This window comes from Delftia sp. WSY_7 (assembly GCF_043104845.1).
Lineage (GTDB): Bacteria > Pseudomonadota > Gammaproteobacteria > Burkholderiales > Burkholderiaceae_C > Comamonas > Comamonas tsuruhatensis.
Genome location: NZ_JBICLB010000034.1, coordinates 218345 through 233487, shown reverse-complemented (window position 1 = coordinate 233487; position 15143 = coordinate 218345). Strand labels below are relative to the sequence as shown.

Genomic DNA, 15143 nt, shown 5'->3' with positions numbered 1-15143 from the left:
TGGGGCGCCCGCTGGTGACTGCGGCGCCCGGGCAGGCGAAGGCGCTCCGTGTTAGCGTCGCCGGTTCGGCGCAGCGGCGCGCCAGAAAGCGTTTCGATGAGTGTGATCCAGTATGTGATGTTCCTGGCCCTGGTGGGCCTGGCCACGTTTTGCCAGAACCTGACGGGCTTTGCCTTCGGGCTGATCTTCGTGGGCGTGGCCGGTGCCACGCACCTGATGGGCATTGGCGATGCGGCCAACGTGGCCTGCCTGCTGTCCGTGGTCAACGGCGTGGCCTACCTGCGCGCCCACCGCCAGGTGCCGCAGTGGTCCCTGCTCAAGCCCATGCTGATCAGCAGCGTCATCGGCGTGATCGGCGGCGTGCTGCTGCTGCAGTGGCTCAGCGGCAATGCGCTGAGCGGGCTGCGCATGCTGCTGGGCCTGGCCATCGTGGCCTGCGCGCTGTTGCTGTTGCTGCAAAAGCAGGTCAACGCGCAGGTGTCGGGGCCGGTGTCGCTGTGGGTGGCCGGTGTGGCCTCGGGGCTGCTGGGCGGGCTGTTTGCCACGCCAGGCCCGCCCATGGTCTACCACCTGTACCGCCAGCCGCTGGACCGCCTGGTGGTGCGCCAGTGCCTGTTTGCCATGTTCCTTACCTGCGCGCTGCTGCGCCTGGTGATGGTGGCCTGGGAGGGCGAGATCACCGCCAGCGTGCTGCTGGCCGCAGCCCTGGCCTTTCCCGTGGTGACGGTGGTGACCTGGCTGCACATGCGCCATCCGCCCGCCCTGCCCAAGCGGCTGGTCGAATGGATGGTCTGCCTGCTGCTGGTGCTGTCGGGCACCAGCCTGCTGGTGTCGGGCTGGAACGCCAGCCACCCCCAGCCCGTGGTGCCCGATGACGAGATGGCCATGGCCGTGCCCCAGCGGTCCCAGGCTGCGGCCCCCGCGCCGCGCTGACAACAAAAAAGCCCGCCGGGCGGACCGGCGGGCTTTTTTGAAGGGGAAGGAACCGATCAGTTCACGACCTGCTGCAGCGATCCGGCAGCGTACTTGGCGGCCATCTGCTCCAGCGTGTAGCCCTTGATCTTGGCACCCTGGCCTTCGCAGCCGAACTCGATGTAGCGGGCCTTGCAGATCTGCTTGGCGGCTTCGCGGGCGGGCTTGAGCCATTCGCGGGCATCGAACTTCTCGGGGTTCTCGGCCAGGAACTTGCGCACGGCGCCGGTCATCGCCAGGCGGATGTCGGTGTCGATGTTGATCTTGCGCACGCCGTGCTTGATGGCTTCCTGGATTTCCTCGACGGGCACGCCGTAGGTTTCCTTCATGGCGCCGCCGTACTGGCGGATGATTTCCAGCAGTTCCTGGGGCACGGAGGAGGAGCCGTGCATGACCAGGTGGGTGTTGGGCAGGCGCGCGTGGATTTCCTTGACGCGCTGGATGGACAGGATGTCGCCCGTGGGCTTGCGCGTGAACTTGTAGGCGCCGTGGCTGGTGCCGATGGCAATGGCCAGCGCGTCCAGCTGCGTGGCCTTGACGAACTGGGCCGCTTCCTCGGGGTCGGTCAGCAGGGCCGAGTGGTCGAGCACGCCTTCGGCACCCACGCCGTCTTCCTCGCCGGCCATGCCGGTTTCCAGCGAGCCCAGGCAGCCGAGTTCACCTTCGACGGTGGCGCCCAGCTTGTGGGCCATTTCCACGACCTTGCGGGTCACGTCCACGTTGTATTCGAAGGAGGAAGGCGTCTTGCCGTCTTCCATCAGCGAGCCGTCCATCATCACCGAGCCGAAGCCCAGGTTCAGCGCGCCCTGGCAGATGGCGGGCGAGGTGCCGTGGTCCTGGTGCATGACCAGGGGGATGTGGGGATACTGCTCGGCGGCGGCCTGGATCAGGTGCTTGATGAAGGGCTCGCCGGCGTACTTGCGGGCGCCTGCGCTGGCCTGCAGGATGACGGGCGCGCCCACTTCGTCGGCGGCCGACATCACGGCTTGCACCTGCTCCAGGTTGTTGACGTTGAAGGCGGGAAGACCGTAGCCGTTTTCGGCAGCGTGGTCCAGCAGTTCGCGCATCGAAACGAGAGGCATGTGTAGGGTCCGTATCAAGTTGTTGAGAGGGGGATGCCCCTGCCGCATGGCGGCCGCCGCTGCGTCATGGGTTCGCTGCGGGGCTGCGGCCGGGGGATCGCGGCAGTAACCGCTTGGTAACTGGCGATTTTAACCAGCTGCCGCCAACCCTGTCCCGGGCATTCCCATGCGGTAGCAGGTCGTGAAGCCTTCGGGCGGCGCGGCCTCGCCAAAGCTTCCCTGGTGGGCGCGCAGCACGCGCGCCACGATCTCGTGGCCCAGGTGCAGGCTGTCCACGGGCGCTGCCGCGCGCTCTGCGCCGTCACGGCGTCCGTCGCTACGGCGGCCGTCATCGCAGACCTGCAGCCAGACCTCGCCATCCGGCCCCTGCCCGGCCTGCACCTCGATCTGCGTGCCGTGCGGTGTGTGCTTGAGGGCGTTTTCCACCAGGTTGCGCAGCGCCAGCTCCAGCAGCACGGCATTGCCCATCACGCCCAGTGCCTCAGGCGCCTGCACGGACAGGCTGCAGCCGCGCTGCCAGGCCGCCTGCGCATGGGCGGCCACCACCTGACGGGCCAGCGCGGCCAGGTCCACGGGCACGGGCGGGTCGGCCAGCATGGCGCGTCCTGCGCGCGCCAGTGCCAGCAGCTGGCTGAGCACATGGCCGGCGTGCAGCGCGTCCTGGCCTATGCGCGCCAGCGCGGCGCGCTGGGCCGGGGCATCCATGGCGCCGGCCGGCGAATCGCCCAGGGCACGCGCCTGCAAGGCGATGGAGGCCAGCGGCGTGCGCAGTTCATGGGCCACTTCGTTGGCCAGGCTGCGCTCGCGTTCCAGCGCCTCCTGCTGGCGGTCCAGCAAGGTGTTGATGGAGTTCACCACGGGCATGAATTCCCGAAGCGCGTGGCGGTGCGAGACGCGCTCGGCCTGGGCCAGGTCCAGGCGCTCGACCTCGCGCGAGAGTTCGTTGAGCGGCCGCATGCCGCGTCGTATGGCCAGCCCCAGCGCCAGCGCGACCACAGGCAAAAGCCACAGGCCCGGCTCGATCATCTGGCCCGCGATGTCGTCGGCCAGTTCGTCGCGCTCCTGCAACTCGATCATCACGCTGACCTTGCGTGCATGGTCGCGGCTCCATTGGGTGAAGCTGCGCCAGGCCCGGTGCTCGGGACCCAGGCGCAGGGTGGCAAAGCCCTGCTCGGTGTCGAAGGCGGGCTCGGGCGCATCGCCCGTGCGCGAGATCAGCCGCCCCGCGCCATCCCACAGGGCCACGCTCAGCGACTGCTGGTAGTCGTGGGCCATGAGGCCGGGGGGCTCATGCACGGGCGTGGCTGCTCCCTGGCCTACGGCGCCTGCGACTTCCAGGTTGAGCACCAGCGCAGCGACGCCGGCCAGGTGGCCGTCGGTCAGCTCGTCGGCCTCGTGCACGCCGGTCTGGTAGCCCAGTGCCACGAAGCTGGCCCAGACCACGACCAGCGCGCCCAGCATCCAGGCCATCAGATGCCAGATCAGCGAGGGGCGGCGCTGCTGCGCGGTGCTCATGGGTTCTCCGCAGGAAGAAAGTAGCCCACGCCGCGCATGGTGACGATGCTGGCATTGCCCAGTTTCTTGCGCAGGTGGTGGATATGGACCTCGACGGCATTGCTTTCCACGGCCGTGCCCCAGCTGTAGAGATGTTCCTCGATCTGCTGGCGCGAGAGCACGCGCCCGCGCGCCTGCAGCAGCACCCAGAGCACGGAGAACTCGCGCGGCGACATTTCCACCAGCTTTCCGTCGCGGCGCACGGTGCGCGCGGCCGGGTCGACCTCCAGCTCGCCATGGCGGATCACTGGTGCCGCCTGGCCTCCTGCGCGGCGCAGCATGGCGCGCAGCCGCGCCTCCAGCTCGTCGATGTCGAAGGGCTTGACCAGGTAATCGTCGGCACCCAGGTCCAGCCCGGCGATGCGCTCGCGCACCTGGTCGCGCGCGGTGAGGATGAGCACGGGCGTGTTGGGGTCCGGCAGGGCGTGGCTGTCGCCACCCGGGCGGCGCGGGCTCCGCAGGCGGCGCAGGATCTCGCTGCCATCGCCATCGGGCAGGCCCAGGTCCAGCAGCACGGCGTCGAAGCGCTCCATCTCCAGCGCATGCCAGGCATCGGCCACGGTGGAGCAGACGTCGACCGCATAGCGGCGCTGTTGCAGATTGGCCTGCAGGCCTGCGGCAATGCCCGCGTTGTCTTCGACGACCAGTATTCGCATGCGCGCATTGTGCAATGGCCGCTGCCGGCTGCGGCGCCAGACGATGGCCGCACGCCGGGGCATGCGTTAAGACGGGTTTAAGCCGCGCTTCTCATGCTGCCGGCCATGCCGACACCTGAACCCCGAGATTTTTCCGCCGCCCCTGCGCAGGGCCCCTCCTTCAAAAGCACCCTGCTGTGGACCCTGGCGGCGCTGGCCGTGGTCCTGGCCTGGGATGCCAGCGCCCTGGACCTGGCCATGGCCCGCTGGTTTGGCGACGCCGATGGCTTTGCGCTGCGTTCGGACTGGTTCTTCGTGAACATCGCCCACGAAAGCGCACGCCGCCTGGCCTGGCTGGTGGTGCTGGGCCTGACGCTGTGCGTCTGGCGGCCCGTGGGCCCGCTGCGCCTGCTGCCCCATGGGCGGCGCGTGCAGCTGGTGGCGGGCATCTTGCTGTCGCTGGCCCTGATCTCGCTGCTCAAGTACACCAGCGCGACCAGCTGCCCCTGGGACCTGGCCGAGTTCGGCGGCGTGGCGCGCCATGTCTCGCACTGGTCGCTGGGCCTGGCCGATGGCGGCCCGGGCCGCTGCTTTCCCGCAGGCCATGCCTCGGCGGGCTTTGCCTTTCTGGCCGGCTATTTCGCGCTGCGCCGCCATGCACCGCGCGCAGCCTGGATCTGGCTGGCCGTCTCGCTGGCCGCAGGCCTGCTGATGGGGCTGGCCCAGCAGATGCGCGGCGCCCATTTCATGAGCCACACGCTGTGGACCGGCTGGCTGTGCTGGACGGCGGGCTGGCTCTTCGACCTGGCGGTCACGCGTGCGCTGCGCACCCGGGACAGCGCGCCTGACTCCCTGTGGCCCGCCGCCAGCCTTCCGCCTTCCGCACCCTGATCGAGCTTTGCCATGCTGCCCCTGGACCCCGCCCTGTTCACGCTGCTGAACGCCAACGCGCAAACGCCCGCCATCTCGATCGAGGCGGCGCGCGCCATCTCGTCCTGGCTTCCCTCGCTGTGCGCCCTTCCCGTGATGGCCGGGCTGCTGCGCGGCTCGCCCGCCCTGCGCCGCACCCTGGTGCTGGCCCTGCTGTCCATGCTGGCCGCCTGGGCCGTGGCGCGGCTGATCCGCTGGGGCTTCCCCGCGCCGCGTCCTGCCCAGTTGGGCATGGGCGTGCAATGGGTGGAACACGCGCTGCGGTCCAGCTTTCCGAGCATGCATGCCACGGGCGCCTTTGCCCTGGCCCAGGCGCTGACCCTGGGCTGCACGCGTCACCGCCGCTGGGTCATGGTGTCAGCCTGGTCGCTGGCCCTGGGCATGGCCTGGAGCCGCGTGCACCTGGGCGTGCACTTCCCGTCCGATGTGGTCGGCGGCGCCATCGTGGGCATCTGCAGCGCCACCCTGGTCTGGCATGCCGCGCTGTGGCGCCGCCGTGCAGGCGGGCCGCTGCTGGCACGCCTGGGCTCAGGCATGCTCTGAAACAAAGAACCCGGGAAGGCCTGTGGGCCTGTCCCGGGTGGGTTCAATCACTGACGCGCAGCGGATGCGTGCGCATCAGTTCACACGACATATCTTGAGCATGTTGGTGCCACCGGGCTGGCCCATGGGCTCGCCGCAGGTGATGGCATAGACATCGCCGCTTTGCACGATATTGCGCGCGCGCAGATGGCCTTCGGCCTGGTCCAGCGCGGTGTCGCGGTCGGCGCTGGTGTCCATGAGCAGGGGGCGCACATTGCGGTACATGGCCATCTTGCGCTGCGTGGAGATCTTGGGCGTGAGCGCGTAGATGGGGATGTGGATGCGGTGGCGGCTCATCCACAGCGCGGTGGAGCCGCTGTCCGTCATGGCGACGATGGCCTTGGCGCCCAGGTGGTGGGCCGTGAACAGCGCGCCGATGGCGATCGACTGGTCGATACGCGAGAACTGGCGGCCGGTGAACTCGGCATCGCTGTCCGGGTCTTCGGCCGCTTCCGCGGCGGCGCAGATCTTGGCCATTTCCTGCACGGTCTCCAGCGGGTACCTGCCGGCGGCGGTCTCGGCGCTGAGCATGACGGCGTCCGTGCCGTCCAGCACGGCGTTGGCCACGTCGCTGACCTCGGCGCGCGTGGGCACGGGGTTGGTGATCATGCTCTCCATCATCTGCGTGGCGGTGATCACGAACTTGTCCATGTCGCGCGCCATGCGGATCATCTTCTTTTGCAACGCGGGCACGGCCGCGTTGCCCACTTCCACGGCCAGGTCGCCGCGCGCCACCATGATGCCGTCGGAGACATGCAGGATCTCTTCCAGGCGCGGAATGGCCTCGGCGCGCTCGATCTTGGCAATCAGGCCGGGCTTGTGGCCGTACTGGGCCGCAGCCACGTTGCACAGCTGGCGCGCCATCTCCATGTCGGTGGCGTTCTTGGGAAAGCTCACGGCCACGTAGTCGGCCTGGAAGCTCATGGCGGTCTTGATGTCCTCCATGTCCTTGGCCGTCAGCGCCGGGGCCGTCAGGCCGCCGCCCTGCTTGTTGATGCCCTTGTTGTTGGACAGTTCGCCGCCGAGCTTGACGGTGGTGTGCACCTCGTCGCCACGCACATGGTCCACGGTGAGCACGATCAGGCCGTCGTTGAGCAGCAGCACGTCGCCGGGCTTCACGTCGCGCGGCAGTTCCTTGTAGTCCAGGCCCACGCCGTTGATGTCGCCGGGCTCGGTGCGCGACGCGTCGAGCACGAAGCGCGCGCCGGGCTCCAGCATGACCTTGCCTTCGGCGAACTTGCCGACGCGGATCTTGGGGCCCTGCAGGTCGGCCATGATGGCCACCTCGCGGCCTGCGCGCTGGGCCGCCTCGCGCACCATGGTGGCGCGGTCGATGTGGTCCTGCGCCTTGCCGTGGCTGAAATTCAGGCGCACCACGTTGACGCCTTCGCGCACCATCTGTTCCAGCAGTTGCGGGTCGCTGGAAGCGGGGCCCAGGGTGGCGACGATCTTGGTGGCACGGCTCACTTGCATGGAATGTCTCTCGCTCAGGGTTTGTAATCGGGTTTCAATTCTCACACGAATGCGGTTACATGAAGGCAACATTCCGGCATGCGGTGCGGGCCTGAAGACCCCGCGTCCTGAGCCTGCGCAAGGGGGCGGCCGGATGCCGTTGCCATCGCCGAACACTGCGGTGCACTGCCTTTGCCGCTATTGCTTTTGATGCTGCACGGCAGCATTCCCGGCAAAGGCGCTGTGCCATGCCGGTCTCCTGTGAAAGCAGTTTTGCCCGCCGCGTTCGCAATGCTCACCGCGCCGCAGGACACCACAGAATCAGACTGGTCCACATTGACGCGGCCCGCCCCTGCTTCCTAGCATCGCCTTCATATTCCTGTGGTCCACCCGGCCCGCAGGCCGCAGCCAGAACATACGGTTCCCCTTGGTTTCGCATGCTCAGCCAGCCCATCCACAGCTTTGCCATGCCACCAGGAAATCCACCATGCTTGACCGCAGACGCTTTGTTCTGACCACCCTGGCCTCCCCGGCGCTGACCGCCTGCGGCGCGGGTGGCGATGTTGCCGCCAACCGCTATGTCCAGACTCCCCTGCTCGCCAGCCATGCGCGCTACGGCGCGCGCTTCACGCAGCCCGGCTTCGTCAACGGCTGGGGCATCGCCATCCGCCCGGCCGGCGCGGGAGGCCATTTCTGGATTGGCGGCGGGGGCACGTCCTGGCAGTTCATCGGTGACGTGGCTCGCTCGGCCGATCCCGGGATGCGCGCCCTGCACCAGGACGGCCTGCGCGAAGTGGCCGTTCCGCGCTCCGATGCTCTGACCGGCGATGACAGTGCCGGCAAAGTCACCGGCGTGGTCTACAACGGTGCGCCCCTGGACTCGCAGCTGCTGCGGGTCCGGCAGCAGCCTGCCGCCGGACGCCTGCTCGAGGGCTCGGCCCGCTTCGTCTTCGTGACCGACAGCGGCAGCGTCAGCGCCTGGACGGAGCGCGATGCGCAGACGGGCGCCATCGTCCGGGTGGATGGCCCTGCGGTGGAAATGTTCAATGGCGCCGACCAGGGCATGGCTTTCTTCGGGGCCGCCATCCACACGGGCCGCTGGGACCGCGTGTGGGTGGCCGACTTCGGCGCACGGCCCCAGATCCGCACGCTGGACGCGCAGTGGCAACTGGTGCCCACCCAGGGCTTCGCCAACCCGTTCGCATCAGGCGCGGCAGGCGAGGCCCGGCCCGGTGATCCGGTGCCCTTCAACATCCAGGTCGTCAACGACGGCCGCCGCGACCGCGTGTTCGTGCTCTATGCGATCAGCCAGCCCGACCCGGACGATCCCCTGGCGTTCCATGCCGGCGAGGAGGATGCGGTGGACGCAGCCGCAGAAGCGGCCAGCGGCAACCGGCCTGCGCGCGGCAGGCTGGCCGAGTTCGACCTCGACGGCCGCCTGCTGCGCATGTATGAGGACGATGGACGCCTGAATGCCCCCTGGGGCGTGGCCATCGCTCCTGACGGCTTCGGCGCACTGGCGGGGCACCTGCTGGTCGGCAACTTCGGGGGAGCAGGCCGCATCTGTGCATTCGACCTGACCACGGGCCGCTATGTGGACGATCTGCGCGACGCGCAGCACCGCCCCGTGGCCATCCCCGGCCTGTGGGCCCTGCAGTTCGGCAACGGCGTGGCCCTGGGCGACAGCGACGCGCTCTACTTCGCCGCCGGCCCCGAGGACGAGACCGAGGGCCTGTTCGGCTCGCTGAGGCTTCTGTGACGCTTCATCCTGGCGGTGTCATTGCGCAGACGCCAGGCCTCACACCAGCCCGTGCGAGAGCAGGTAGGTGATGGCATGGGCCACCATGGCCGCCTCCAGGCCATAGCGCCAGAACAGGAAGCCGCCCACGGCGCCGTGGACGACCTCGAACAGCAGCAACTGCAGCACCAGCGCGTCCGACAGGCCGCCCCAGGTGCTCCAGGCCAGGGCCAGCTGCAGCATGCCCCACAGCAGGGCCGACAGCATGACGGACCACCAGCCCAGCGTCCATCCCGGGCGGCGGTCTGTGCGCCCGCTCAGCCGCCACAGCAGCCACATCACCAGCGTCATGCCGCCCAGCCGCATCACCAGCTCGGCCGTGATGCCCGCGTACAGCATCTTGGCGCCCAGCGGCATGGCGTAGACGGGGTCGATCAGGGTCAGGTCGTCGGGCCAGGCCAGGGCCAGGGTCACCAGCCAGGCCGCGCCGACCACGCCCCCGGCCAGCCCCGGCAGCGTGAGGTAGCGCACGGCGCGCTGGGGCGAACGCCCGGCCACCCAGGTGGTCAGCAGCGGTGCGGACAGGCCCAGCCGCGGCCCCAGCCACACGCCCACGCCCACGGGCAGGGCCAGCAGCGCGGCCATCACGCCGATGCCGGTGAGCGGCGTGACCAGCGGCTCCACGGGCAGGCCCAGCATGCGCATCCAGTCGGGCAGCACGAACCAGGCCATGGCCGCCACGCCGGGCAGCCCCAGCAGCCAGAGCACCGTGAAGATGCGCCAGCTCAGCCGGGGCAGTGCGGGTGCGGCATAGGCCGATGGGGCGGGCATGAGAGTGGACACGGGGCCGGTGGTGGGCAGGCTGGCGTTGTCAGTCACGCATCAAGGCTTCTATCTCGTCGGGCTCCACGGGCACGCCGCGCGTGATCAGCTCGCAGCCGGTCTCGGTGACGATGGCATCGTCCTCGATGCGGATGCCGATGTTGTGGAACTGCTCGGGCACGCCGGCCGCAGGGCGCACGTAGATGCCCGGCTCGATGGTGGTGCACATTCCCGGACGCAGGATGCGGCTGGGGCGGTTGGTGATGGACTCGCCCGACAGCGGGTCCTTGCGCTCGTGCGACTGGCCCAGCTCCGAAGGCTCCACATAGCTGCCGCAGTCATGCACGTCCATGCCCAGCCAGTGGCCGGTGCGGTGCATGTAGAACTGGAAGAAGGCGCGCTGCTCGATCACGTCCTGGGCATTGCCATAGACCTTTTTGTCCAGCAGGCCCAGATCCAGCATGCCCTGCGCCAGCACGGCCACGGTGGCGTCGTGCGGATCGTTGAAGCGCGCGCCGGCCCGCGTGGCCGCCACGGCAGCCTTCTGGCTTTCCAGCACCAGCTCGTAGAGCGCGCGCTGCGGGCCGGTGAAGCGGCCATCGGCGGGGAAGGTGCGCGTGATGTCGCTGGCGTAGCCGTCGAGCTCGCAGCCGGCGTCGATCAGCACCAGTTCGCCCGCGCGCACGGGGGCCTTGTCGGCCTGGTAGTGCAGCACGCAGGCATTGGCGCCGGCGGCCACGATGGAGCCGTAGGCCACGTACTGCGAGCCCTGCTGGCGGAATTCATGCAGCAGCTCGGCATCCAGGTGGTATTCACGCACTTCCTGGCCTGCGCGCAGCATGCGCGCCGAGCGCTGCATGGCGCGGATATGGGCCTGGGCGCTGATGGCGGCGGCGCGGCGCATGATGTCCTGCTCGTGGGCGTCCTTGACCAGGCGCATCTCGTCCAGCAGCGTGCACAGGTCGCCCTGCTCGGACGGGCACAGCGCGCCAAAGCGCACCCGTGCGCGCACCTGGCCCAGCCAGCCTTCCACGCGCACGGCCAGCCCTTCATGCGTGGCGAACGGATACCAGAGGCGGCCCCGGTTCTCCAGCAGGCGGGGCAGGCGCGTATCGATCTCGGCGCTGGAGAACGCCTGGCTCACGCCCAGCGTGGCCACGGCAGCCTCGGGGCCCAGGCGGATGCCGTCCCAGATTTCGCGCTCCAGGTCCTTGGGCTGGCAAAACAGCACGCTGGTGCCATCGGCGGCCAGTACCAGGCAGGCATTGGGCTCGGCAAAGCCGGTCAGGTAATAGAAATAGCTGTCGTGGCGGTACAGATAGCCGGTGTCCCGGTTGCGCTGGCGCTCGGGAGCGGTAGGAATGATGGCGATGCCGCCGGCGCCCAACTGGGCGGCCAAGCGTGCGCGGCGTTGGGCATAAACAGATGTCATGCAGCTATCGTACTGCCGTCCGGGGTTCTCCACAGTCCCCGGAACAGGGGAAGGAGGGGGGGCAGCCGGCCGGCGTCAGGTGGACTTCAGCGCAGACACCGTCACTGCCCCAGGGCGCGCCGATTCCAGGGCGCCTTCATCAGCATGCGCGCCAGCCCGCAAAAGCCGGTGGCACCCGCCACGATCAGACCGCAGCCCACGAAGGCCGAAAGCAGGTGCCACCACGGTGAAACCGTGGCACCGAGCACGGCGCCCAGCAGAGCCAGCCCGCCCGCACCCAGTTGCACCTGGCGCTGCAGCTCCAGCGGCTGGCGGCTGTCGTGCAGCACGGGCAGGCCTTCGGCCTTCCAGGCGTCCAGGCCGCCGTCGAGCACATGGCCGGCACAGCCGGGCGGCAAGGCAGCCGCCAGGGCCTGGGCGTTGAGCCGCGTGCGGTTGCCGGAGCGGCAGTGAAAGACCACGGCGGCAGGCGCATCGCCCCAGGCCTGGGCGCCCAGGCGCTCCATGGGCATGCTGCGGGCGCCTGCCATGCGTTCGCGCGCATGTTCATCGGGCGCGCGGATGTCGATGAGCCAGGCGCCTTGCGCCTGCAACTGGCGGGCGGCCTGGGCCGAGATGAGGGGAAGGGACATGGGACGACTCCTGGGGTGGGGGTTTTCAGGGACAGAAGATGCTCTTGAGTGCCGCCACCAGCTTTTGCGCATCGGGATCGGCGATGCGGTAGTACAGGGTCTGCGACTCGCGGCGGTAGGCGACCAGGCCCTCCTCGCGCATGCGCGCCAGATGCTGGGACAGGGCCGACTGGCTCAGCGGGATACGCTCCAGCAGCCCGCCCACCGACAGCTCGCCATGCTCGATCAGCAGGCACAGCACCAGCAGGCGCCTCTCGTTGCCCACGGCGCGCAGCAGGGCGGCGGCGCGCGCCGCACCCTGCTGCAGGAAAGCCTGTTCGGAGGAGAGGATGGGTTGGTTCATGATTAAGAAAAATCTAATTTAGCAAATTCTAATATACTTGCCGGCAGGCTGCACTGGAGCCATCGACAAAGGAGTGCTTTCATGACCTCGCCGCTGCGCATCGCGCCATTCTTCGACGAAGCCACCCATACCGTGACCTACCTGGTCTGGGATGCGAACACGGGCGAGGCCGCCGCCATCGACCCCGTGCTCGACTACGACCATGCCAGCGGCCAGGCCCACACCGGCTCGGCCGATGCCGTGCTGGCCGCCGCGCAGGCCCAGGGCCTGCGCCTGCGCTGGATCCTGGAAACCCATGCGCATGCCGACCACCTCAGCGCGGCCCCGTACCTGCGCGAGCGCACGGGCGCCCCGATCGCCGTGGGCGAGCACATCCGCGAGGTGCAGCGCATCTTCCGCCCCGTCTTCAACCTGCCCGCGTCCGGCGGCGATCAGCCCTTCGACCGGCTGCTGACCGACGGCGACAGCCTGCCGCTGGGCGGGCTGCGCATCGAGGTGATGCACACGCCCGGCCATACGCCCGCCTGCGTGTCCTACCGCATCGAGGATGCGGTCTTCGTGGGCGATACGCTGTTCATGCCCGACTACGGCACGGCGCGCGCCGACTTTCCGGGCGGCGATGCGCGCACGCTGTTCCGCTCCATCCAGCGCCTGCTGGCCCTGCCGCCCGCAACACGCCTGTTCATGTGCCATGACTACAAGGCGCCGGGCCGCGACCGCCACGCCTGGGAAACCACCGTGGCCGACCAACGTGCCGGCAACGTGCATGTGCACGCGGGCGTGGACGAGGCCAGCTTCGTGGCCATGCGCAACCGGCGCGACGCCACGCTGTCGGCGCCCGCCCTGCTGCTGCCCGCCATCCAGGTCAACATGCACGCAGGCCATTGGCCCGAGGCCGAGGCCAACGGCGTGCACTACCTCAAAATTCCGCTGCGCATGAAGCATCGGCCCCAGGCAGCGGACGCGAAGCAGGCGTAGAGTCGTCCGTTGGCTCCCCCACCCCTCTTGCGACACCCCCAGGACAAAGGACCTTCCATGATCCACAGCGCCCATGCCACCAGCACGGACACCCCCTATCGCGTCACGCTTGGCGACCCCCAAGGCCACAGCTGGCATGTGGACGAGCCCGCGGACAAGGGCGGCGGCGACACGGCGCCCAACCCGCTGCAGCTGCTGCTGTCGGCCCTGGGCGCCTGCACCACGGTCACGCTGCAGATGTATGCGGCGCGCAAGCAGTGGAAGCTGGAGCAGGTGGATGTGCAATTGCGCCTGAACCCCGAAGGCACGCCGGCCAGCGGCAACCTGATCGAACGCCAGATCACCCTGCAAGGCGACCTGGACGACGAACAGCGCCAGCGCCTGCTGCAGGTGGCCGAGGCCTGCCCCGTGCACAAGCTGCTGGCCGGCGAAGTGCGCATCCAGACCGCGCTGCAGCTGCCCGCCTGAGCGAAGGACTGGCCACCATGCAAAAGGCCCTGCGGCAGGTATGCCGCAGGGCCTTCGGAGTGGACGGGGACATGGCCGGCGTCAGGCTTCGCTGACCTCGATCTCCCCCGTATCGACATAGAGTTCGAACTCCCGCTTGGCCAGCGACACGGTGATCGGCTGATCCTCCTGGGTCCAGGACAGCACATAGCTTCCGATGGCCGTGGCCACCTGCACACGGGTGCCACGCGGAATGTCTTCCAATTGGCCATCGCCTACCCGGTGCTGCACATTGCCGGTGACCGTGGCTTCGAATTTCTCGGGGAATCGCTGGACTTCCACGGCGCTCTGGACCGCCTCTTCAGCGGCTTCGGCGTGCGTCTGTACGGATGTATTCATGGCGTTTTCTCCTGTAAGAGTGAGGCCGGCGCCCGCCAAAAGGACGGGCGCCGGGCCGTTCCTCGAATGTAAACAATGTTCCTGAGAATGCGCTGTCAGCGAACAGGCCCAATATCTGCGATCCTGGTTTGCCTGCTGCGCCGAGCTGCACGACACTGGTGGCCTCCCCCACGAACCAGGCCGATCCGCCCATGTCCGACACGTCCCCACCCAACTCCCAGCCCCAGCACCTTCCCACCCGCACCGCCGACGTGGGCGGCATTCCCATCCAGCGCGCCATTCCGCAGCGCGCCCTGCGCAAGGTCGGTGCCTGGTGCTTTCTCGACCACGCCGGCCCCGCCGATCCCGCGCCGCCCGGCATGCAGGTCGGCCCGCATCCCCATATCGGCCTGCAGACCTTCACCTGGATGATCCGCGGCGAAGTGCTGCACCGCGACAGCCTGGGCAACACCCAGATCATCCGGCCCGGACAGGTCAATCTGATGACGGCAGGCCACGGCATCGCCCATTCCGAGGAAAGCCAGACGCCCTCGCACATCCACGCCGCCCAGCTGTGGATTGCGCTGCCCGAATCGCACCGCAACGGTCCGCCCCGCTTCCAGCACTACCCCGAGCTGCCCAGGACCACGGTGGGCGACTTCACGGCCACGGTGCTGGCCGGCGAGGCGCTGGGCCTGACGTCGCCGGCCGAGGTGCACACGCCCCTGATGAGCGTGGACCTGCATGCGGACAGCGCACGCAGCGCCAATGCCGTCGCCACGCTGCCGCTGCGTGCCGATTTCGAGCATGCCGTGCTCAGCCTGGAAGGCAGCGTGAGCGTGAACGGCCAGCCCCTGCCGGTGGAGGAACTGCTCTACCTGCCCCTGGGCACGCCCTCGGTCGCCATCGAAGCGGCGCCCGGCAGCCGCCTGCTGGTCATTGGCGGCGAGCCCATGGATGAAGCCATCTTGCTGTGGTGGAACTTCGTGGCGCGCACGGGAGAGGAAATCGCCGAGGCCCGCGCGCAGTGGGAGGCCGAGACCCGGCAGCCCGCCACTGCGGCGCGCCGCTTCGGACCGCCGCTGGCTTCGCCCCTGGCGCCGCTGCATGCGCCTTCGCTGGACGGCGTGGTGCTGCGCGCCTCGCGCTGAAACGCGCCGTACCGC

16 protein-coding genes are annotated in these 15143 nt (G+C 69.0%); 7 read left to right on the top strand and 9 right to left on the bottom strand.

The features are described 5' to 3' along the window. Positions 1 to 96 precede the first annotated feature (96 nt). Positions 97 to 933, top strand: a complete 837-nt coding sequence (locus tag ACF8ME_RS15845) for a sulfite exporter TauE/SafE family protein (protein ID WP_034363409.1) — start codon at positions 97 to 99, stop codon at positions 931 to 933. A gap of 56 nt (positions 934 to 989) precedes the next feature. Here the strand turns inward: ACF8ME_RS15845 and fba are convergent, their stop codons facing one another. The 3 genes from fba to ACF8ME_RS15830 form a co-directional block, all read right to left on the bottom strand. Further along, on the bottom strand, positions 990 to 2054 hold the full coding sequence (gene fba / locus ACF8ME_RS15840) for a class II fructose-bisphosphate aldolase (protein ID WP_013804528.1): 1065 nt from the start codon (positions 2052 to 2054) through the stop codon (positions 990 to 992). A 129-nt stretch (positions 2055 to 2183) separates the two neighbouring features. Then, positions 2184 to 3569 carry a histidine kinase dimerization/phospho-acceptor domain-containing protein gene (locus ACF8ME_RS15835; RefSeq protein WP_374006300.1) on the bottom strand — a complete coding sequence of 462 codons (1386 nt, stop codon included), beginning with the start codon at positions 3567 to 3569 and terminating at the stop codon, positions 2184 to 2186. Beyond that, positions 3566 to 4264, bottom strand: coding sequence for a response regulator transcription factor (locus ACF8ME_RS15830; RefSeq protein ID WP_026062623.1), 699 nt, complete (start codon positions 4262 to 4264; stop codon positions 3566 to 3568). The genes ACF8ME_RS15835 and ACF8ME_RS15830 overlap by 4 nt, the downstream gene beginning before the upstream one ends. 93 nt (positions 4265 to 4357) lie before the next feature. Here ACF8ME_RS15830 and ACF8ME_RS15825 point away from each other — a divergent pair, with 93 nt between their 5' ends. Together ACF8ME_RS15825 and ACF8ME_RS15820 are read left to right on the top strand one after the other, a co-directional pair. Further along, on the top strand, positions 4358 to 5134 hold the full coding sequence (locus tag ACF8ME_RS15825; protein ID WP_199135956.1) for a phosphatase PAP2 family protein: 777 nt from the start codon (positions 4358 to 4360) through the stop codon (positions 5132 to 5134). A gap of 12 nt (positions 5135 to 5146) precedes the next feature. Further along, positions 5147 to 5716 (top strand): phosphatase PAP2 family protein, encoded by a 570-nt coding sequence (locus ACF8ME_RS15820; RefSeq protein ID WP_012202863.1) that lies wholly within the window; start codon positions 5147 to 5149, stop codon positions 5714 to 5716. Between the two features lie 75 nt (positions 5717 to 5791). Here ACF8ME_RS15820 and pyk read toward each other — a convergent pair whose 3' ends face one another. After that, positions 5792 to 7228: a pyruvate kinase gene (gene pyk, locus ACF8ME_RS15815; RefSeq protein WP_016449840.1), complete on the bottom strand. Its 1437-nt coding sequence runs from the start codon at positions 7226 to 7228 to the stop codon at positions 5792 to 5794. 466 nt (positions 7229 to 7694) lie between these two features. Here pyk and ACF8ME_RS15810 point away from each other — a divergent pair, with 466 nt between their 5' ends. Beyond that, the gene (locus ACF8ME_RS15810) at positions 7695 to 8966 is read left to right on the top strand and encodes a TIGR03118 family protein (RefSeq protein ID WP_392417320.1); all 1272 of its coding nucleotides are present in this window, start codon (positions 7695 to 7697) and stop codon (positions 8964 to 8966) included. Positions 8967 to 9005: 39 nt separating this feature from the next. Here the strand turns inward: ACF8ME_RS15810 and ACF8ME_RS15805 are convergent, their stop codons facing one another. The 4 genes from ACF8ME_RS15805 to ACF8ME_RS15790 all read right to left on the bottom strand — a co-directional run bounded on the left by ACF8ME_RS15805 (position 9006) and on the right by ACF8ME_RS15790 (position 12174). Then, the gene (locus ACF8ME_RS15805; RefSeq protein WP_016449842.1) at positions 9006 to 9824 is read right to left on the bottom strand and encodes a hypothetical protein; all 819 of its coding nucleotides are present in this window, start codon (positions 9822 to 9824) and stop codon (positions 9006 to 9008) included. Continuing rightward, on the bottom strand, positions 9817 to 11199 hold the full coding sequence (locus tag ACF8ME_RS15800) for an aminopeptidase P N-terminal domain-containing protein (RefSeq protein ID WP_392408129.1): 1383 nt from the start codon (positions 11197 to 11199) through the stop codon (positions 9817 to 9819). Before ACF8ME_RS15800 ends, ACF8ME_RS15805 begins: the two co-directional genes overlap by 8 nt. A 101-nt stretch (positions 11200 to 11300) precedes the next feature. Continuing rightward, positions 11301 to 11831: a rhodanese family protein gene (locus tag ACF8ME_RS15795; protein ID WP_017404647.1), complete on the bottom strand. Its 531-nt coding sequence runs from the start codon at positions 11829 to 11831 to the stop codon at positions 11301 to 11303. Between the two features lie 25 nt (positions 11832 to 11856). Next, complete coding sequence (locus tag ACF8ME_RS15790) at positions 11857 to 12174, bottom strand: helix-turn-helix transcriptional regulator (RefSeq protein WP_017404646.1); 318 nt, start codon at positions 12172 to 12174, stop codon at positions 11857 to 11859. Positions 12175 to 12255: 81 nt separating this feature from the next. On the opposite strand from ACF8ME_RS15790, the gene ACF8ME_RS15785 reads away from it, so the two are divergent. Both ACF8ME_RS15785 and ACF8ME_RS15780 read left to right on the top strand, forming a co-directional pair. Further along, positions 12256 to 13152, top strand: coding sequence for an MBL fold metallo-hydrolase (locus tag ACF8ME_RS15785; protein WP_016449846.1), 897 nt, complete (start codon positions 12256 to 12258; stop codon positions 13150 to 13152). Between the two features lie 57 nt (positions 13153 to 13209). Continuing rightward, positions 13210 to 13620, top strand: coding sequence for an OsmC family protein (locus tag ACF8ME_RS15780; protein WP_047473446.1), 411 nt, complete (start codon positions 13210 to 13212; stop codon positions 13618 to 13620). An 81-nt stretch (positions 13621 to 13701) separates the two neighbouring features. On the opposite strand, the gene ACF8ME_RS15775 is transcribed toward ACF8ME_RS15780, so the two are convergent. Then, positions 13702 to 13998, bottom strand: a complete 297-nt coding sequence (locus ACF8ME_RS15775; RefSeq protein WP_016449848.1) for a hypothetical protein — start codon at positions 13996 to 13998, stop codon at positions 13702 to 13704. Positions 13999 to 14189: 191 nt separating this feature from the next. Here ACF8ME_RS15775 and ACF8ME_RS15770 point away from each other — a divergent pair, with 191 nt between their 5' ends. Further along, positions 14190 to 15128, top strand: coding sequence for a pirin family protein (locus tag ACF8ME_RS15770; protein WP_392417319.1), 939 nt, complete (start codon positions 14190 to 14192; stop codon positions 15126 to 15128). Positions 15129 to 15143: the final 15 nt, after the last annotated feature.